Raw genomic sequence first — 19,872 nt, 5'->3', positions numbered from 1 at the left:
GCCGGTCCGCGGCAATCGGTGCAGCACCGGGCGGCCATCGGAACGCAATGACCATTAGGTTAGCCTTACCTTATGACAATGTCGCAAGTGGGTGCCGCCGAACCGCCCCGCACCGGCCCGGACACCGTCCCCGGCCCCGCCTCCGACGCACCGAACTCCGCCCCTGCCCCGCGGGGTTCCTCACCCGCAGGGCCGGACCCCGATCCGTCCGGGTCGCCGGACGCGCCACGGACCGGCTCCCGCACCGCCTGGCTCACCGTCGGCGGCGTCCTCGCCGCCCTGCTCGCGCTCGCCGCGCTCTCGCTCTGCGTCGGCGCCGGCGAGGTCGGCCCCGCCCGCGTGCTCGACTACCTGCTCGACCGCGGCGGCGCCCGCGCCGACAGCCGGCTCGCCCTGGTCGTGGGCGACCTGCGCCTGCCGCGCACCCTCACCGCCCTGCTGGTCGGCGGCGCGCTCGGGGTCGCCGGTGCCCAACTCCAGTCCGTCACCCGCAATCCGCTCGCCGAGACCGGCCTGCTCGGCGTCAACGCGGGCGCCTCGCTCGGCGTCGTCCTCGGCATCGCCGTCCTCGGCGTGCAGAGCAGCTTCGGCTACCTCGCCTTCGCCTTCGGCGGGGCCGTGCTCGCCAGCGGGATCGTGCTGGCCTTCTCCGGCGGCCGGGCCGGCGGCTCGCCGATGCGCCTGGTGCTCGGCGGCTCCGCCGTCGGCGCGACCTTCGGCGGCCTGACCGGGGTACTGATCGTCAACTCCCCCGAGGCGTACGACCGGTACCGGGTCTGGGTGCTCGGCTCGCTGGCCGGCGTGGAGGGCTGGACGACACTGCGCCAGCTCGCCCCGGTGCTCGGCGCCGGCTTCCTGGTGGCCGCGGCGACCACCCGCCCGCTCGCCGCACTCGCCCTCGGCGACGACCTCGCCCGGGGCCTCGGCCACCGCCCCGGCGCCACCCGGGCGGCGGTCGCCACCGCCGCCACCCTGCTCACCGCGTCGGCGGTCGCCCTGGCCGGCCCGATCTCCTTCCTCGGCCTGCTGGCCGGCTTCCTGGCCCGCGCCGCCGCCGGCCCGCGGGTCGGGCGGCTCACCCTGCTCGCCGGCCTGGTCGGCGCCGCCGTCCTGACCGGGGCCGACGTGCTCGCTCGGGTGGTGGCCCGCCCGTTCGAGGCGCCGGTCTCCGTGATCGTCGCGCTGATCGGCGCGCCCACCCTGATCGCCATCGTCCGCTCCCGGCGGATGGCCGCGCTCGGGATGACCGACACCGCGCCGACCGAGTCCTCGCCCGGGCGACGGGAGGAGACCGCCGGGACGCCCCGGCCGGACGTGGTGCTGCGGCGCGGCGCGCTCTCCGTGCTACTCCCCCGCCGCTCCGCGCTGGCCGCGCTGGGCCTGGCGGGCGTGCTGCTCGCCGCCGTGGTGGTCTCCGCGCACGCCGGCCAGAGCGACCTCGACCTCGGCCGCACCTTCCGGGCGGTCTTCGGCTACGGCGACCGTCTCGACGTCCTGCTGGTGCAGAAGTTCCGGCTCGGCCGGATCGTCGCGGGCATCGCCGCCGGCGCCGCGCTCGGCCTGGCCGGCTGCCTCACCCAGACGCTCGCCCGCAACCGGCTCGCCACCCCCGAACTGCTCGGCGTCAACGACGGCGCGACCGCCGCCGTGCTGATCTCGGTCACCGCCTCGGGCGCGTTCGGCGCCTGGTGGGCCGGACCGCTCGGCGCGCTCGCCGCCGTCGCCGTGGTCACCGTGGTCTCCGGCGGCCTCGGCGCGCGCGGCTACCGGGTCCTGGTCGTCGGCCTCGCGATGTCGGCCCTCGCCTCGGCGGTCATCCAGGTGGCGATGGCCCGCCGCTCGCTCAACTCGGCCGGATCGCTGTACGTCTGGACCTCCGGCAGCCTCAACGGCCGCGACTACGAGGTGGCCACGCCGGTCCTGGTCGGGCTGGCCGTCCTCGTCCCGCTCGCGCTGGTCGCCGCCCGCCGCCTCGCGGTGCTGCGCTTCGACGACAACGTGGCGTCCTCGCTCGGCGTCGACCCGGGCCGGGTGCGGCTTGCCTGCCTGCTGCTGGCCGTCGCCCTGGCGGGCCTCGCGGTCGGCGTCTGCGGCCCGGTCGGCTTCGTGGCACTGGCCGCCCCGGTGATCGCCGGCCGGCTCGCCGGGCCCGCCCGCGTCCCGGTGCTCGGCTCCGCGCTGGTCGGCGCGGTGCTGATCGTGCTCGCCGACACCCTCGGCAGGGTGCTGATCGACGGCGTCGAGATCCCGGTCGGCATCGTCACCACCGTGCTCGGCGGCCCCTTCCTGCTCTGGGTGCTGCTCGGCCGCAGGAGCAACCCCGCCTGATCCCCGAGGAGTCACCGCCATGCAGAACCACTTCCCGCCCTCCGACGAGGAGTTCTGGGCCCGCGTCGCCGCCGAGGGCGCGCCGCTGGTCGATCCGGACCCGGACGACCCGGCCTACCGGCTGGTCACCTTCGTCCACCGCGACGGGCCCGCCGACGATCCCTCCGACGCCGTGCTCGCCCTCGTCCACACCGTCACCGACAAGGACCGGCACGCCGGCGACCTCGCCCCGCACCTGATGCGGCGCCGGTCCGGCGGCTGGTCCCACACCTACCGGCTGCGCGCCGACCACCGGGCGTCCTACCAGCTGTACCCGGTGCGGGGTGCCGTGCCGGGCACGGCGCGCGCCGACTGGCTCCGCGTCCTGGACGGCGCCCGCCCCGACCCGCTCGCCCGCGGAGCGCGGCTGCCCGCCCGCGACGGCCGCCGGCCGTCCTCGGTGTTCAGCCTGCCCGACGCCCCCGCCCAGCCGTACGCGCAGCGGCGCGCGGACGTGCCGCGCGGGCGGACGGTGACGGCCGAGGTGGCGGGGCGCCGGGTGGACGTCCACCTCCCCGCCGGGACGGGTGCCGGGACCGGGGCGGACGCCGCGCCACTGCCCGTCCTGGTACTGCTGGACGGCGAGATGTGGGGCGAGGTGCTGGCCGTCGGCGACACCCTCGACAACCTCGCCGCGGACGGCGTGATCCCGCCGACCGCCGCGCTGCTCGTCCACACCATGGGGCCGGGCCGCCCGGAGGACCTGAGCTGCAACCCCGACTTCGTCGACCTCCTCGCCGACCGGCTGCTGCCGTGGGCCGCCGCCGAGCACGGCACGGCGCTCGCGCCGGACCGCACGGTGGTCGCCGGCCAGAGCGCCGGCGGCCTGACCGCCGCGTTCGCCGCCTTCCGCCGGCCCGACCGGTTCGGCAACGCGCTCTGCCAGTCCGGATCGTTCTGGTGGCCGGACGGGACGGAGTTCGACGCCGGCAGCGAGTGGCTGACCAGGCAGTTCGCGGCGGAGCAGCGCCGGGCGGCCCGGTTCTGGGTCGAGGTCGGCCTGCAGGAGTGGATGCTGCTGACGCAGAACCGCCACCTGCGGGACGTCCTGGTGGCCCGCGGCTACGACGTCGCGTACCACGAGTTCAACGGCGGCCACGACTACGCCTGTTGGCGCGGCGGACTGGCCGACGGCCTGATCCACCTGCTGGGCTCGCCCGCGCGGGAGGTCCGGCCCCCCGGCGCCTGACGCGGCGAAGGGCGGGGGCCGGCCGCCGCGTCGCCGGGTGGGCCGGCACCCGTCGCGCGGGCGTGTTGACCCATGGTTCGTAGGCGATCGTCAACTAGTCTGCGTCGACGAGGTGACAGGTGACGTCACACCGACGAAAGGCTGATCATGGTCGAGAACTACACGGATCTGCCGGCGCCCGAGTCCGTGCGCATCATCGACTTCGACGAGGCGCAGGTCGTCCCGGGGATCGTGCCGGCCACGTTCATCCTCATCGTGAACGGGGTCATGCCCTACCAGAACATGACGGTCCGCCTGTCGCCGCGGGTCTACATCGAGCGGCCGGTCTACTGGGGCATCGAGGTCGTCGGCTCGCTGCCCGGCATCGGGATCCCCGCCACCGCCCCGTACACCGTGTCCCTGCCGCTGGACGGCGTCCTCGGGACCAGGGGGATCGAGGTGATCGGAGCGAACCGGACCCAGCAGATCGCCGTGCCGTAACGCCACACCCGGCCGCACCCGGCCGCAGCCCCGGGATCCGCGAACCGGTCGAACCGTCCGGCTCCGCGGACCCCGGGAGGGCCGGGCATCCGGGACGGCCGGGACGGCAATTCTCGTGCGGGCCACCCGGCCCACTCTATACAATGTCACATTGTGACTCACCGTCCGTTCCAGCCCTCCGTCGACTACCCACCGCTGGCCAGGCTGCTCTCCGCCGCCGGGCCGAAGGCCGTCACGCCCGCGGAGTTGCGCGCCCAGGATGCTCAACTGCCGCCCACCGGCAGCCTCTTCGCCGGCCCCGACGGACTGCTCACCGGCTTCGGCCGGATCCGCCTCGTGGAACCCGGCCCGGACGGCGAGCTCGCCGCCTTCGCCACCGCCTGGCGGGCGCCGTGGACCCCGCCCGGCGACATCGCCTCGCTCGTCGTCGGCACGAAGGACCTGGCACCGGATCGCCTGCTCCCCCTGATGGACGCCCTGGAACGCTGGGCCCGCGGCGCGGGCGCCCGCCGCCTCCTCGGCGAACTGGCCCAGGGCCACGCCGAACTGCTCCGCCTCGCGATCGCCCGCGGCCACCGGATCGACGCACACATCCGAACGGCCACGGCCCGGCTGGACACCCTCCCGCCGGCCGTGCCCCCGCCCGGTATCCGGCTGGGCACGCTCGCGACCACCTCCGCCCCGCAGCCGGCCCTCCAGCTCTACCGGCTCTACCGCGAGACCCTGCGCGACAACCCCGGTTTCGTCGACGCGCTGCCCGACTTCGACCACTGGTACGCGGAGGCGGTGGCCGGCGAGGGGTGCCGCCCGGACTGGATGTTCACCGCCGAGTGCGCGGGCCGGATCGTCGGCGTCAGCACCGCCCGCGCCACCCGCGACCCGCGCACCTGCCACATCGACTACACCGGCGTGCTGCGTCCCTGGCGGGGCCGCGGCCTCGCCCGGAGCCTCAAGCTGCACGCGGCCCGCCGCCTCGCCGGCCACGGCGTGCGGACCGTGCACACCGAGGTCGAGGCCGGCAACGCGCCGATGGTCGCGGTCAATTCGGCCCTCGGCTACCGGTGGGGGCCGGGACACCACCGGCTGGTGAAGCAGCTCTGACCCCGCACCGGCCGGCCCCGGAGGCGGCCCCGGCCCCGGACCCGCGCGCCCGTCACCGGCCTCCCCGCGCTACCGGCCGCCCAGCAGTGACGGTCCGGCCTGGCTGGCCACCAGTTCCCGGTACGGGAGGCAGCGCGTCAGCAGGGTCGGGTGGTCGGCGGCGTCGACGACGGTGCCGCGGTTCATCATGATCACGTGGTCGGCCCGCTGGACCGTGGAGAGCCGGTGGGCGACCACGACCACCGCCCGGCGGCGGGCCAGGCGCTCCACGATCTCGCGGAACCGCAGTTCGTTGAGGCCGTCCAGCTGACTGGTGGGCTCGTCCAGCAGGACGATGTCGGTGTCGGCGAGCAGCGCCCGGGCCAGCGCCATCCGCTGGCGCTGGCCGCCGGAGAGGTCCGACTCCCGGCCCAGCACGGTGTCCAGGCCCTGCGGGAGGCGGGCGACGTCCTCGGCCAGACCGACGGCGGCCAACGCCTCGGCCAGCTCGCCGTCGGCGGCCGGGCCGACCCGGCCGAGCTGCAGGTTCTCCCGGGCGGTGGCCTCCAGCAGGGTGAACGCCTGGTCCACGTAGGCCATCCGGGCGCGCAGCGCGCCCAGCGGCCAGCTCCCGGCGTCGTGGCCGAGGACGCTGATCGCGCCGGCGGAGGGGCGGACGAACCGGCCGACGAGCGAGAGCGCGGTGGTCTTCCCGGCACCGGAGGGCCCGACCACCGCGGTCAGCCCGGTGCGCGGGACGCTGAAGGAGACGGCGCGGAGGGCGGCCTCCCCGGACCCGGCGTGGGTGTAGGAGACGGAGCGGAAGACCACGGCCGGGGCGTCCGGCTCGGGGGCGGGGGCGGTCCGGTCGGCGTCGTCCGGGTCAGCCTCCAGCGGCAGGGCCAGCAGTTCGTTGCAGCGGTCCCGGGCCGCCAGCCCGGCCTGGAGCCGTCCGAAGCCGGTGGCCAGCGTGTTCACCGACGGGACGGTCTGGAGCAGGTAGAGCAGGAACGCGGCGAAGGCGGCGACCTCCAGGTCGCCCGCCGCCAGCCGGGCACCGCCGGTGAGGATCACCGCGATCATCGCGAACTGGTTGCCGAGCGTCAGCACCGCGGGCACCAGCGCGCCGAGGCGGGCCCCCGTCAGGGAGACCGCCCGCAGCTCCTCGGCGTCCCCGGCCAGGGCCCGGTCGGCCACCGGTTCGGCCCGGTACGCCTTGATCGTGGTGAGCGCTTCGAGGTTGGCCGTGAAGCGCTGGGCGATCCGCCCGACCGCGTCCTGCTGCCCGCTCACGTTGGACCGCATCCGGCGCATGATCACCAGAACCAGCACGGTCAGCACGGCGAGCGCGGCCACGGTGACGGCGGTGAGCACCCAGTCGATCCACACCATCACGCCGAGGGTCGCGAGGACGCTGAGCGCGGCGAGCGGCAGCTGGGTCGCCACCTCGACCACCTGCCGGAGCAGTTGCGCGTCGGAGGTGACCCGAGCGGCGAGGTCGCCGGTGCCGCGGGCCCGCACCACGGGCAGCGGCAGCCGCAGCGCGTGCGCCATGATGCCGACCCGCAGGCGGTAGGTCATCCGCTCGCCGATCCGGGCGAGCTGGAAGCCCGAGAGGGCCTGGGCCAGTGCGCCGCCGACGGCGGCACCGGCCATCATCAGCAGACCGGGAGCGAGCGAGCGGTGGGCGGAGAAGTCGCCGACGATTTTCTGCACCAGCAGCGGGAGCGCGAGTCCGGCGGCGGTGGCCGCCACGGCGAGCAGCAGGGCGACGACGAGCCGGACGGGCTGGGCGGCGAGTTCACGGCGCAGCCGGAACGGCGGCACGAGGGTCTCGGCGGTGGGGGGCTGGTCGGCCACGGGTTGCCTCTCTGCTGGGGGCCGGTGTTCCGCCGCGGCCGGCCTGGCCGGCCGGACCTGCCGATCGGAGCGGACGGAACCGACCGATCGGAGCGGACGGACCGGCGAGGACGGACACGGGCTCGGGCGGACGGCACGGCGGCGGACTCGCGGGCCCCGGAGCGCCCCGCCCCGGAACCCCGCCGCCCATGGACCGGGCCGCAGCGGAGACCGCTGCGGCCCGGTGACCGGCCAGGTGCCCGGAGATCACCGGGCCGGCCTCGCCGTACTACCCCGCCCTACGGGCGGTGGCGGTACGGCTCAGAGGCAGATGAGCGTGCTGACCGTGCTGGTGCCGCAGTTGAGCACGCTCAGCGAGCTGGTGCTCGCGAGGGTGTCGTCGATCGGGGCCGCCTCGGTCTCGGGCAGCTCCATGGTCTGGAGGTCGAGGATCGCCATGACGTTCTCCTTCACTGTGCGGTGAATCACCCGGCCGGGCGGCCGGGAGCCAAGGGGGGCGCGGCAGTCGCGCCCGGGGCGGACGGGCCGGACGGCCCGTCAGCGGGAGGTGGGGCGCGAGCGCGGCGGTGCGGTGCCGGGCGCCCCGGTGAACGGGAGGAAGGGGGTGCCCGCCAGGGCCGTGCCCAGCGCCAGCAGCACTCCGGCCGAGCCGGTGGCGAGGTCGGTCGAGAGCCGCAGCAGCTGGTCGCCGGGGAAGGCGAGCCACCCCCGGTAGGGGATCTGGTGCAGGGCCAGCAGGGCGCGCTGCCGGTCCAGCAGCGTCGCGCCGCCCGCCTCGCCCGCGCCGTCGCCGTCCGTCGTACCGCCGGCACCGTCCGCCGTACCGCCGGCGCCGAGCGGGGCGACGCCCGCGGCCCGCCGCTGGGTGAGGGCGAGGTAGCCGAGCAGTCCGGCCCGCCCGTTGAACAGGCCGGGCTGGATGACGAACTCGGGCTCGCCGGCGCGCCGGATCGGCGCCTCCCGGTCCGCCAGGGCGGAGTCCGGCCGGTGGGCGAGCAGTGCGTCCAGCGCCAGCCCGATGCCCGCGCTGCCGGTCTCGACGTAGGGCAGGACGCGGCGGCCGTCGACCACCTGGAGCGTCCCGTCGCCGACCCTGACGCACCGTTCGAGGTCCAGCTCCAGCAGGGTCTCGGCCTGGTCCAGCAGCGCGTGGTCGCCGGTGTGCTCGTGCAGCCGGACCAGGGCGAGCGCGGCACCCGAGGCGCCGGCCAGCAGTCCGGCGCGGCGCCGGGGGTCGCTGTTCCCCGCCTTCTCCCATGCCCCGGCGGCCGACCTGGCCTGGGTGAGCGCCTCCTCCAGCAGCCGGTCGTCCTGTGCGGCGAGGGCGAAGTGGAGCAGCGTGAGGGCGATGCCGGGACCGCCGGCGGCCAGCCCCGGCCCCGGTTCGGCCCCCGCGGACGTCGCCGTGGTGAGCCGGTGCAGGAGCTCCACCGCCTGCTCGCGCTCGCCCAGCAGGTCCAGGACGTAGGCCACGCCGTGACCGCCGTGGTAGAGGCCGGCCGGGAGGGTGCGGCCGCGGGCGGCGGCGGCCAGCCAGCGGACGTGGCCGGGGTCGACGGCGGCGCCGGTGGCGTGCAGGGCGTAGAGCACGCCGGCCGCGCCGTGGGCCAGGCCGAGCCCGCCCTGGGTGAACTGGGCGACGTCGCCCGGGAAGAGCCGGTCGGTGCGGTCGGGGGTGGCCGCCGCGGCGATGCCGGCGGCGAGCGAGTCCCGGATCGCCGGCCAGTCCGCGACCGGTGCCTCCAGCAGCGCCCTGGTCTCGGCGCGGCCCAGGTCGAGTTCGGGGCGGGGCGTCCGGCCGTCGGAGGGTGCGGAGCCGAGGTAGCGGCGGATGTCGTCGGCGTAGCCGGCCGGCACCGGGAAGCGGCGTTCGACGGCGTCCGCGAGCTGCCCGGCCTTGCCCGGGTCGAGGGCGGTCAGCTGGGCCAGCGGGAAGAAGAGCCAGAGGCGGATCGCCGCCAGCCCGTACCGGTCGATGTCCGTCCCGGTGTAGCCGAGCGGTGCGGTGAAGCCCGCGGCGCCCAGTGCGGGCCGGAGGAAGTCGTCGAGGGTGCTGGCGAGTTCGAAGTCGATGAAGCTGAGCTCGCCGTCCGGCCGGATGATCAGATTGCGCGGGTGGAGGTCGCCGAAGACCACGCCGCGGGCGTGGATCCCGGCCAGGGCCCGCTCCACCTGCTCGACGATCGCGAGGGCGTCGCGGGTGTACTCCGCGACGGCGTCCTCGTCGGCGCCGGGGTGGATCAACGGGTAGCGGGCCGTCAGCCACTCGCTGAGGGACCGGCCCTCGACGTACTCCTGGACCAGGAACTCGTGCTCCCAGGCGGTCAGCAGTCCGTGCTCGGCGGGCACGCCGGGTGCGCCGGCGAGGCGGGCGAGGATGCCGTGCTCGTTGCGCAGCCGGGTCACCGCGTCGACGCCGCGCTGGTCGAGTCCGGCGAACGGCCGGGCCTCCTTCAGCACCACGGGCGGCCGGTCCGCACCGTCGCGGGCCAGGTAGACGCCGCCGGCGTTGGAGAAGTGCAGGACGCGCTCCACCGTGTACGGCAGCCCGGTGTCCTGCTGCGCCGCGCGCTCGGCCACGGCCGGGGCGATGCAGTCCGGGACGGGCGCCCAGGGCGGGACGGCGAAGCCGGCACCCCGGACGTCCGGGACGAGCCGTCCGTCGGGCCCGGTGAGGGCGAGCACCCGCTCCCCCTGCTCGTTGCGGCAGTAGCGCTCGGCGAAGCCGCCGTACCGGAGGTAGAGCGGCCCGTCGGCCCAGCGCAGGTCGCTGAGGATGTAGGGGCCCTTGCGGCCGGCCAGCAGTCGGCCGAGGCCGTGGAGACATCGCTCCAGTTCCGCGTCGTCCACCGGGTAGAGCGTGCAGAACTTCCCGCTGGAGCCACGCGGCGCGTACTTGGAGTTCTGCACCTGGAGGATCGGCAGTCCGCGCAGGAACTTGAAGGTGATGCGTTCGCGCAGGCAGTAGGCGTGGACGGTCTCCAGCACCTCCTCCGCGGTCTCGATGCACGAGGAGACGTGGATCTTCCAGCCCTGGTCGGGGATCCGGACGCCGGTGGGACGCACGACGGACCACATCTCCAGCTCGCCGCGCTCCCAGCCGTCGGGCAGCGGCCGGGTGACGGCGGCGAACTCCTCGTGCGCTCCCCAGCGCCGGGGCGAGTCGTAGAAGAGCGGGTCGGCGTAGGCGTAGGCCTCGTACCGGTTGTCCAACGGAACCCTCCTCGGTGCAGGGACCTGCGCAGGCGGGACGGCGGGAGAAAAGCTGGTGATGGTGGGGAGCCGGGGTCTGTCGCGCCCGGCGTCGCGGAAGTGCCGGCCGGAAGCCACGGTGTGGAAGTGCCGTATGGCGATGCGACCATCAGAATAGTGGAGCCACAGAGGATCCCTCTGCAACGGCGCACTTCCCATACGACGGAACGATTCTGCGCACCGGATCGCGCACCCGGCCGGCCCGTGAGCCGGGCGTAGGACGGTGCGCCACCGCATGGCGCGGACGGGCCGCGACAGCGTGCGCGCGCCACCCGGGGCGATCACCCCGGCGCGGCCGGTCGGCCGGGGTACGACCCATCTCACCTGCGATGACGCCGCCGCCACGGCCCGCCGCGAGCGACGGCGGCCGGGCCGACGCCGCCGTGGCGGGCTCCGGCGCACGCCCGGCGGAGGGCGGGATTCCGCCTCTCGGCATTCACCTGCCCGGACACCGGGAATCCACTGGAAATGGCGAACGTAATATCATCTGCCGCATCTCTGTTCTATTACGGAATTATTCCCGGGGAGCGGATTATTCGTTTCTGCTCGGCTCCCCACGGCCCCGGGAACACTCGTGGCACCGGGAAATCACAACTGTCCCGGGAACGCCCGGCCGGAAACCGCCGCGAGCCCGCCCCGGAAGGTCCGGGGGCGGGCTCGCACGGGTCCTCCGACGCCCTAGTCCAGCGGCGGCGGGCCCGGGGCGTCGTGGGGGAGGCGGGCCGCGACCAGCGTGCCGGCGGCGACCAGCGCCGCCGTCAGGAGCAGCGCCGCCCGGTAGGGGCCGGGCTCGGCCGCGTGGGTACCGTCCTCCGCGAGCACGCCGACGAGGGCGGCCGCGGCGGCGATGCCGACGGCCCCGCCCAGGGTGCGGACGATGGTGAAGAGGCCCATCGCCCGGCCCATCGCGGGCGGCGGCACGTCGGCGAAGCCGGCGATCTGCAGGGTGAGCACCGCGGTGCCGAGGATCAGCCCGATGCCGAACATCAGCGCCCGGACCGCCCAGGCGTTCTCACCGACGCCGGGGGCGGCGAGCGCGGCCAGCACGAGGGCGGCGAGGAGCAGCGCCGGCACGGCGAGCCGGCGCGGTCCGATCCGGGGCAGCAGGCGGTCCACCACCTGGGAGGCGGCCATCAGGCCGATCGCCTCCGGGAAGACGCTCAGCCCGGCGTCCAGGGCGGAGCCGCCGAGGGCCGCCTGGTGGAGCAGCGGGAAGACGAACAGCGCGCCCATCAGTCCGGCGGAGGTCAGCAGGGCGAGCCAGGTGGCCGCGCCGAAGACGCGGTCGGCGAGCAGCCCGAGGTCCACCAGCGGCTCGTCGGTGCGTAGCTGGTGCCGGACGGCGGCGCCGAGCAGCAGGAGGCCGAGCACCCCGGCGGTCGCGACGCCCGGGGAGGACCAGCCGTGCGCCGGGCCGAAGCCGAGCGCGTAGGTGAGCAGGGCGAGGCCCGGGGCGGCGAGCAGGAAGCCGGCGGTGTCGAAGCGGCCGGTCTGCTCCTCCTCCCCCGCTGGCAGGCCGAGCAGACCGGTGAGGACGGCGGCCGCGCCGATCGGCACGTTCACCAGGAAGAGCCAGTGCCAGGAGAGGTGTTCGGTGAGGAAGCCGCCGAGCGGCGGCCCGAGGGCGGGCATCAGCGCGGTCGGCACGATCAGCACCTTGCCCAGCCCGGCGCGCTCGTGCGGTGCGAAGGCGCGGAAGAGCAGCGTCATCCCGACCGGGGTGAGCAGCCCGCCGGCGACGCCCTGGACGGCCCGGGCGGCGGAGAGCGCTCCGAGGCCGGGCGCGGCGGCGCACAGTGCGGAGGCGAGCGTGAAGCCGGCCAGCGCGGCGAGGAAGACCCGCTTGACGCCGTACCGGTCGCCGAGCCAACCGGCCGCCGGCAGCCCGAGGGCGAGGCCGACCAGGAAGGCGGTCTCCACCGCGTTGGCGGCGGAGACCGGTCGGCCGAAGTCCTCGGCGATGGTGAACAGCGCGGGGTTGACGATCGTCGAATCCAGGCCGTTCATGCACATCGCGGCCGTGTAGACGACGACCACCGCGACGCGCCCGGCGAACCGGGGGCGCGCCGCGGGGGCCGGGGCTGCGGCGCCGGTCACCGTACCGGGCACAGGTCGGTCCAGTGGGCGGTGATCCAGTCCAGCGCCTCGGTGCGCGGGCAGGGCCCGTGGGCGGCGTTCCAGCCGGCCGGGACCGCGGCGAAGGCCGGCCAGAGCGAGTGCTGGCCCTGGTCGTTCACGAGGGCGAGGAAGTCGCCGTCGCCGTCGAAGGGGTTGGCGGGGGCGTCACTCATGGGTGGCGTTCTCCAGGGTTGCGAGGTGTTCGGCGACCACGCGCGCGATGTGCGCGATCGGCTCGGGCAGGGTCATGTCCTTGTGCGAGCAGGCGACGTCGGTGTTGCGGATCCGGCCGGCCGTGTAGGGGGCCCAGAGTTCGGGCACCAGGGTCTCGTCGATGGTGTCGACGGTGGCGCGGAAGAACAGCACGTCGCCCTCGAAGCGGCGGTGGTCGTAGCCGCGGACGAGGTGGTTGGTGTTGAGGTAGATCCGGTTGAGCGCCTCGACCGTGGCGTCGTCCAGGCCGGCCAGCGGGCTGCCCTCGCGGCGCAGCAGCTCGGTGACGTGGGCGAGTTCGAGCGGGCGGCCGTCGAGGTCCGCCGGCCCGTAACCGCCCATGGTGAGCAGCGCCTCCAGGGCCTCGGCCTGGTCGGGCACCGGCAGCTCCCGGAAGCCCTCGGCGGGGTAGGCGTCGAGGACGGCCAGCAGCTCGACGGCGCAGCCGAGTTCCTGCAGCCGGACGGCCATGGCGTGGGCGATGATGCCGCCGGTGGACCAGCCGAGCAGCCGGTAGGGGCCCACCGGCTGGACCTCGCGGAGCCGGTCGACGTAGTGCGCGGCCAGCTCCTCCAGGGTGCGCGGCAGCGGCCGGCCCGCGGTGGCGGCGCCGACCCCCTGGGCCTGGAGGCCGTAGATCGGCACGTCGGCTGGCAGGTGGCGGATCAGGCCGGTGTAGCACCAGCTCAGGCCGCCGGCCGGGTGGACGGCGAACAGCGGGGCCCGCTTGCCGGGGGCGGCGGGCCGCAGCGGGAGCAGGACGTCCAGTGCGTCGGCGCCGCGGACGTCCGCGGCGAGGGCGGTGTCCAGGGCGGCCGGCGTCGGGGCCTGGAAGAGGGTGCCGATGCCGACCTCCAGGCCGAGGACCGTGCGGATCCGGCCGGCCAGGCGGACGACCAGCAGGGAGTGGCCGCCGAGGGCGAAGAAGTCGTCCTCGGGGCCGACCGCCGGCCGGCCCAGCACCTCGGCGAAGAGCTCGCAGAGCTGCTGTTCGCGCGGGTTGCGCGGGGGTCGTCCGCCGCCGCCCGCGGGGGCGTCGGGGGCGGGCAGGGCCCGGCGGTCGAGCTTGCCGTTGGCGGTCAGCGGCAGCTGCTCCAGCAGTACGACCGCGGAGGGGACCATGTGGACCGGCAGGTCCGCGGCGGTGTGGGCGCGCAGCTCCTCGGCGGTGGGCTGCGCGCCGCCGCCCGGCGCCGGCACCGCGTAGCCGACCAGGCGCTTGTCGCCGGGCACGTCCTCCCGGACGATCACGGCGGCGTCGGCGACGCCCGGGTGGGCCGCCAGCACGGCCTCGATCTCGCCGAGTTCGATCCGGAAGCCGCGGATCTTGACCTGCTGGTCGGCGCGGCCGAAGTACTCCAGGACGCCGTCGGCGCGGCGGCGGGCGAGGTCGCCGGAGCGGTACATCCGGGTGCCGCGCTCGCCGAACAGCTCGGCGTGCGGGTCGGCGACGAAGCGTTCGGCGCTGAGCGCGGGGCGGCCGAGGTAGCCGCGGGCCAGGCCGGCGCCGGCCACGTACATCTCGCCGGTGACGCCGGGCGGGACGGGCTGCAGGTGCTGGTCGAGCACGTAGACGCGCAGGTCGGGGATGTTGACGCCGATGGTGCTGCTGGTACCGGCGGCGGCGCTCGCCCGGTCGAGGGCGACGTGGGAGACGTGCACGGTGGTCTCGGTGATGCCGTACATGTTGACCAGCACGGGCGCGTCGTCGGCGTGCCGCTCGTACCAGTCGTCCAGGCGGCCGAGTTCGAGCGCCTCGCCGCCGAACACCACGTAGCGCAGGGCGAGTTCGCGGCCGGGGTGCTCCCGGTCGGCGGCGCTGAGCTGGTAGAAGGCGGACGGGGTCTGGTTGAGCACGGTGACCCGTTCGCGGGCGAGCAGGTCGAGGAAGGCCGCCGGGTCCCGACTGACCAGGTGCGGGACGACGACCAGGCGGCCGCCGTGCAGCAGGGCTCCCCAGAGCTCCCAGACCGAGAAGTCGAAGGCGTAGGAGTGGAAGAGCGTCCAGACGTCCCCCGCGCCGAAGCCGAACCAGTGGTCGGTGGCGGTGAACAGCCGGACCACGTTGTGGTGGGTGACCGGGACGCCCTTGGGCCGGCCGGTGGAGCCCGAGGTGTAGATGACGTAGGCGACGTCGTCGGCGGTGAGCGGCCGGGTGCGCTCGTGCTGGGCCAGCGGGGTGGCCGGGTGGGCGTCCGGCTCGCCGCCGTCGACCAGGATCCGCGGCACCCCGTGGGCGGGGAGGCGTTCGGCGGTGGCGGTGTCGGTGAGCAGCGCGGCCGGCGCGGCGTCGGCCAGCATGTAGGCGAGCCGGTCGGCCGGGTAGTCCGGGTCGAGCGGCAGGTAGGCCGCGCCGGACTTGGCCACGGCGAGCAGGGCGGTGACGAGTTCGAGCGAGCGCGGCAGGGCGAGCGCGACGATGGTGCCGGGGCCGATCCCGCGGGCGGCCAGCAGGCGGGCCAACCGGTCGGCACGGGCGGAGAGTTCGGCGTAGTCGAGGCTGTCGCCCAGGTGACTGACGGCGGTCGCCCCGGGGTTGGCGCGGGCGGCGGCCTCGAACAGCTCGGGGAGGGTGGCGCCGGGGGCGGTGGCGACCGGGGTGCCGTTCCACTCGACCAGGGCCCGGTGCCGCTCCTCCTCGCTGATCAGCGGGAGCAGGCCGATCGCGGTGTCGGGCGCGGTGGCGGCGGCGGTGAGCAGCCGGGCGAGCCGGCCGGCCAGCGCCTGCGCGGTGGCCCGGTCGAAGAGGTCGGTGCGGTACTCCAGGAAGCCGGCGATGCCGCCGCCGGGCCGCTCGCCGGCGTTGAGGGTGAGGTCGAACTTGGCGGTGCCGGAGGGCACGGCGGCGACCCGCGCGGTGAGGCCGCCGCCCATGGCGAACTCCGCGTCCGGGACGCTCTGCCAGGCCAGCATGACCTGGAACAGCGGGTGCCGGGCCAGTGAGCGGGGCGGGTTGAGCTCCTCGACCAGCCGGTCGAACGGCAGGTCGGCGTGGTCGTGGGCGGCCAGCACGGTGGCCCGGACCCGGTCCAGCAGGGTGCGGAAGGTCGGGTCGCCCGAGGTGTCGGTGCGCAGCACCACGGAGTTGACGAAGTAGCCCACCAGGGCGGCGGTCTCGTCGCTGTCGCGGCCGGCGACGGGCGTGCCGACCGGGATGTCGGTGCCGCAGCCGTGCCGGGTGAGCAGCGCGGCGAGGCCGGCCTGGACGGCCATGAAGACGGTGGTGCCGGTGGTGCGGGCGAGCGCCGCCAGGGCGGCGTGGGCGGCCGGCTCCAGAGTGAACGGCACGGTGGCGCCGCGGTGTCCGGCGACGGCCGGGCGCGGCCGGTCGGTGGGCAGGTCGAGCTGGTCGGGCAGGCCGGCGAGGGTCTTGCGCCAGTGGTCGAGTTGCCGGACGGCGAGCGGGCTGGGCGCGTCGGCGGTGCCGAGCAGCTGCCGCTGCCAGACCACGTGGTCGGCGAACCGGACGGTGAAGTCCGGCAGTTCGGGCGCACGGCCGGCGCACCGGGCGGCGTGGGCGGCGGCCAGGTCGCGGGCCAGCGGGGTGGTGGAGGCGCCGTCGCCGGCGATGTGGTGGAGCAGCAGGAGCAGGGTGTGGCCGCCGTCCGGTTCGGCGAACAGCGTGGCCCGCAGCGGCGGTTCGGCGGCGAGGTCGAAGGCGTACCGGACGGCCTCGGCGAGCGAGTCGCCGTCGTGCAGCGGGACGTCGGCGGGCGGCAGGACGCGCTGGTACGGCTCGCCGTCGGCGGGCTCGACGCAGACGGTGCGCAGGGTCTCGTGCCGGGCGGCGAGGTCGGTGACGGCGAGCGCGAGGGCTTCGCGGTCGAGCGGGCCGGTGAGCGTGAGGACCAGCGGGATGTTGTAGGTGGGGCTGGGGCCTTCGAGCCGGTGCAGGAACCAGAGGCCGCGCTGGGCCGGCGAGAGCGGGAGCCGCTCGGGGCGCGGCGCCGGCACCAGGGCCGGGCGGGGTTCGGGCGCCGAGCGCTCGCGCAGCAGGGCGGCGAGGGCGGCCGGGGTGGGGTGGCGGAACACGTCGGCGAAGCCGACGGCCGCACCGAGGGTCTCGCGCAGTCGGGCGGCCAGGCGGCCGGCCAGCAGCGAGTGGCCGCCGAGCTCGAAGAAGGAGGCGGACCGGGCAGGGGCCTCGGGCAGGCCGAGGACGGCGGCGAACAGAGCGCAGACCACCTCCTCCTGCGGGGTGGCCGGCGCGTCGCCGCCCGCCGGCGCCTCGGCGGCCGGCTCGGGCAGGGCGCGCTGGTCGAGCTTGTCGTTGCCGGTGCGCGGCAGCTCGTCCAGGACGAGCACCGCGGCGGGCACCATGTGCTCGGGCAGCCGCTCGGCGAGGGCGGCGTGCAGGGCGTCCGGGTCGGGCGCGGTACCCGGCGCGGGGACGGCGTAGCCGAGCAGCCGCCTGCCCTGCGGGCCGGGCCGGGCGATCACCGCGGCCTGCGCCACGTCCGGGAGCCCGCCGAGGACGGCGGCGATCTCGCCGGGCTCGATCCGGAAGCCGCGGATCTTCACCTGGTCGTCGGCGCGGCCGAGGAACTCCAGGGTGCCGTCGGCGCGGCGGCGGGCGAGGTCGCCGGTGCGGTACATCCGGCCGCCGGGCGGCCCGAACGGGTCGGCGAGGAAGCGCTCGGCGGTGAGGTCGGGGCGGCCCAGGTAGCCGCGGGCCAGGCAGGCGCCGGCCACGTACAGCTCGCCCGGGACGCCGTCGGGGGCGGGGCGCAACGAGGCGTCGAGGATGTAGGCGCGGGAGCCGCGGACCACCCGGCCGACGGGGGTGCCGTCCGGTCCGGGGGTCCAGGAGTAGGCGTCGACGGTGGTCTCGGTGGGCCCGTAGAGGTTGAGCGGGGTGAGCCCGTCGACGGCGGTCAGCCGTCGCCAGAGGGCGTCGGGGGTGGCCTCGCCGCCGACCACGAGCACCGCCGGGCGGTGCCGCCCCTCGTCCAGCAGGCCTTCGGCGAGGAGGACCTCGAGGTAGGAGGGGGTGACGTCGAGGTAGTCGATCCGCTCCCGGTCGACGTAGCCGGCCAGGGCGGCCGGGTCGCGGTAGGTGGCGTCGTCCAGCAGGTGCAGTTCGTGGCCGTGGACCATCCAGAGCACCGGGTCCCAGGAGGCGTCGAAGGCGAACGAGGCGCTGTGGGCGACGCGCAGCCGGGTGCGGCCGGTGCGGGCGAGGGCGGGGGCGATGTGGTCCTCGCCGTGGCCGGCGTGCAGGTTGGCGAGCGAGGCGTGGGTGACCACGACGCCCTTGGGGCGGCCGGTGGAGCCGGAGGTGTGCAGCAGGTAGGCGGTCTGCTCGGGGGCCGGTCCGGGGAGCGGCTGCGCGCTGCTCGGCGAGGGGGCGGGAAGCGACGTGCCGGGCAGCAGGCCGAGTTCGGCCCGGACGGCCGGGTCGTCGAGGACCACGGCGGGCCGGCCGGGGCCGGTGAGGCCGGCAGGGCCGGCAGGGCCGGCGGGGCCACCAAGGCCGACGGGGCCACCAGGGCCGGCGGGGTCGTCCGCACCGGCCGGGAGTGCCGCGAGGGCGGCGGCGGTGCCGACGGCGCAGACCGGGCGGGCGTCGGCCAGGATGTCCGCGATCCGCCGGCGCGGGTGGGCGAGGTCGAGCGAGAGGCAGGCGCCGCCGGCCTTGAGCACCGCGAGCATCGCGACGAGGGTGTCGGCGCTGCGCGGCAGGGCGAGGGCGACGGGTGTCCCCGCGCGCACCCCGAGGTCGGCCAGGCGGTGCGCGAGGCGGTCGGCGGCGGCGTCCAACTCGGCGAAGGTGAGCGCGGATTCGCCGCACCGCAGGGCGACGGCGTCCGGGGTGCGGGCGGCCTGTTCGGCGAAGAGCGCCGGCACGGTGCGGGTGGCGGCGGGCTCGGCGCGGCCGGCCGTGGCACGGCCCAGCGCGTCGGCGTCCAGCAGGTCGATGCGGGCGATCGGCGTCTGCGGGTCGGTCAGCAGCAGCTCCGCGAGCCCGTCGAGGTAGCGGAGCAGGCCGTCCCGGTGGGCGGCGAGCGCGTCGGCGGCGTAACGCGCCGGGTCGGCCTCCAGGAGGAGGCGCAGGGCGCCGTCGGGCCCGGGCGACACGGCCAGGGCCAGGTCGTCGACCGGGCCCGCGGCGAGGTTGCGGACGGTGCCCGGCAGCCCGGCCAGGTCGAGGTCGCGCTCGAACGCCTTGATGTTGACCATCGGGCCGAACAGGGCGCGCCGCTCGCCGGTGAGGGCGAGGTCGCGGCGCAGGTCCTCCAGCGGGTAGCGCTGGTGGCGGCGGACCGCGCGGAGCTCCAGGACGACGCGGCGCAGCAGGTCGGCGGCGGTGTCCCGGGGGCGGACCGCGAGGCGCAGCGGCAGCACGTTGGCGGTGGCGATCGGGGTGCGCAGGGCCGCCGGGCCGCGGCGGTTGGCCAGCGGCAGGCCGAGCACGACGTCCTCCGTACCGGCCAGGCGGTGCAGGTAGCCGGCGGTGGCGGCGATGACCAGTTCGGCCCAGGTGGCGCGGACGGCGCCGGCCGCGCGCTCCAGACGGGTGAGCGTCCCGGCGGGCAACTCGGCGGCCAGGCGCGGGAGTCGGCCGACGGCGGGGGCCCCGGGGGCGGGGACGCCGGGGGCGGGGGCTCCGCCGGCGGCGGAGGGCAGCGCGGGGAGGGTGGCCGGGGCCTCGGCGCCCGCGAGGCGGTCGCACCAGAACGCCCGGTCCGCGGCATGGTCGGCGCTGTCGCGGTAGGCGGCCTCCTCGGCGGCGACCTCCGCGGGGGTGGCGAACGCGCGCCCGCCGGGCTGCTCCCCGGTGGCGTACGCGGTGTACAGCTCGGCGACCCGGTCGCCGATCAGGGTGAGCGCGTAGGCGTCGACGGCGAGGTGGTGGACGCGCCGGTACCACCAGTGGCGGTCCTCGCCGAGCCGGATCAGGGCGTGGGTGAACAGCGGGCCCTCGGCGAGGTCGACGGGCCGGGCCAGGTCGGCCCGCATCCAGGCCTCGGCCTCGGCGTCCGGGGCGACGGCTGCGCGCAGGTCGAGCCGGTGCAGCGGCCAGGGGTGGCCGGGCTGCAGCCGCTGGCGCGGGGCGCCGTCCTCGGCGGCGACGACCACCGCGCCGAGCGCGTCCGCCTCGCCGACGGCCTGCCGGAGGGCGCCCTCGAAGAGGTCGGCGTCGAGCGGGCCGGCGATCTCGACGGCGTCGCCGGTGTTGTAGACCGGGCTGCCGGGGTCGAGCGCCTGGGCGTACCAGATCGCCGCCTGGGTGGCGAGCAGCGGTACGTCGGCGGCGGGATCGGCGACGGGGTCGGACGCGGCCTGGTGGGGACGCATGGTTCTGAGAGCTC

The 19,872-nt window shown here is 76.3% G+C and carries 10 protein-coding genes; 4 read left to right on the top strand and 6 right to left on the bottom strand.

Translation table 11 applies throughout. The features are described from left to right. The first annotated feature begins 78 nt into the window (after nucleotides 1-78). From fhuB to RMN57_RS29070, 4 genes are all read left to right on the top strand, one after another. Complete coding sequence (fhuB, locus tag RMN57_RS29085; RefSeq protein ID WP_313766244.1) at nucleotides 79-2,328, top strand: Fe(3+)-hydroxamate ABC transporter permease FhuB; 2,250 nt, start codon at nucleotides 79-81, stop codon at nucleotides 2,326-2,328. 19 nt (nucleotides 2,329-2,347) lie between these two features. Continuing rightward, nucleotides 2,348-3,556 carry an enterochelin esterase gene (gene fes, locus RMN57_RS29080; protein ID WP_313766243.1) on the top strand — a complete coding sequence of 403 codons (1,209 nt, stop codon included), beginning with the start codon at nucleotides 2,348-2,350 and terminating at the stop codon, nucleotides 3,554-3,556. Nucleotides 3,557-3,703: 147 nt separating this feature from the next. Further along, nucleotides 3,704-4,036: a hypothetical protein gene (locus tag RMN57_RS29075; RefSeq protein ID WP_313766242.1), complete on the top strand. Its 333-nt coding sequence runs from the start codon at nucleotides 3,704-3,706 to the stop codon at nucleotides 4,034-4,036. Nucleotides 4,037-4,189: 153 nt separating this feature from the next. Continuing rightward, nucleotides 4,190-5,137 carry a GNAT family N-acetyltransferase gene (locus RMN57_RS29070; protein WP_313766241.1) on the top strand — a complete coding sequence of 316 codons (948 nt, stop codon included), beginning with the start codon at nucleotides 4,190-4,192 and terminating at the stop codon, nucleotides 5,135-5,137. Between the two features lie 69 nt (nucleotides 5,138-5,206). On the opposite strand, the gene RMN57_RS29065 is transcribed toward RMN57_RS29070, so the two are convergent. The 6 genes from RMN57_RS29065 to RMN57_RS29040 all read right to left on the bottom strand — a co-directional run bounded on the left by RMN57_RS29065 (nucleotide 5,207) and on the right by RMN57_RS29040 (nucleotide 19,858). After that, entirely contained in the window at nucleotides 5,207-6,976 is a 1,770-nt protein-coding gene (locus tag RMN57_RS29065; RefSeq protein ID WP_313766240.1) for an ABC transporter ATP-binding protein, read from the bottom strand. A gap of 300 nt (nucleotides 6,977-7,276) precedes the next feature. Continuing rightward, the gene (locus tag RMN57_RS29060) at nucleotides 7,277-7,414 is read right to left on the bottom strand and encodes a SapB/AmfS family lanthipeptide (protein WP_107452462.1); all 138 of its coding nucleotides are present in this window, start codon (nucleotides 7,412-7,414) and stop codon (nucleotides 7,277-7,279) included. Between the two features lie 99 nt (nucleotides 7,415-7,513). Further along, entirely contained in the window at nucleotides 7,514-10,189 is a 2,676-nt protein-coding gene (gene lanKC / locus RMN57_RS29055) for a class III lanthionine synthetase LanKC (protein WP_313766239.1), read from the bottom strand. 717 nt (nucleotides 10,190-10,906) lie between these two features. Beyond that, nucleotides 10,907-12,337 carry a DHA2 family efflux MFS transporter permease subunit gene (locus RMN57_RS29050; RefSeq protein ID WP_396327964.1) on the bottom strand — a complete coding sequence of 477 codons (1,431 nt, stop codon included), beginning with the start codon at nucleotides 12,335-12,337 and terminating at the stop codon, nucleotides 10,907-10,909. Then, nucleotides 12,322-12,519, bottom strand: coding sequence for an MbtH family protein (locus RMN57_RS29045; RefSeq protein WP_313766238.1), 198 nt, complete (start codon nucleotides 12,517-12,519; stop codon nucleotides 12,322-12,324). Before RMN57_RS29045 ends, RMN57_RS29050 begins: the two co-directional genes overlap by 16 nt. After that, the gene (locus tag RMN57_RS29040) at nucleotides 12,512-19,858 is read right to left on the bottom strand and encodes a non-ribosomal peptide synthetase (protein WP_313766237.1); all 7,347 of its coding nucleotides are present in this window, start codon (nucleotides 19,856-19,858) and stop codon (nucleotides 12,512-12,514) included. Before RMN57_RS29040 ends, RMN57_RS29045 begins: the two co-directional genes overlap by 8 nt. Nucleotides 19,859-19,872: the final 14 nt, after the last annotated feature.

The organism is Kitasatospora sp. CM 4170, from assembly GCF_032110285.1.
In the GTDB taxonomy this organism is placed as follows: Bacteria; Actinomycetota; Actinomycetes; order Streptomycetales; family Streptomycetaceae; genus Kitasatospora; species Kitasatospora aburaviensis.
This window is presented reverse-complemented; position numbering and strand designations above follow the sequence as displayed.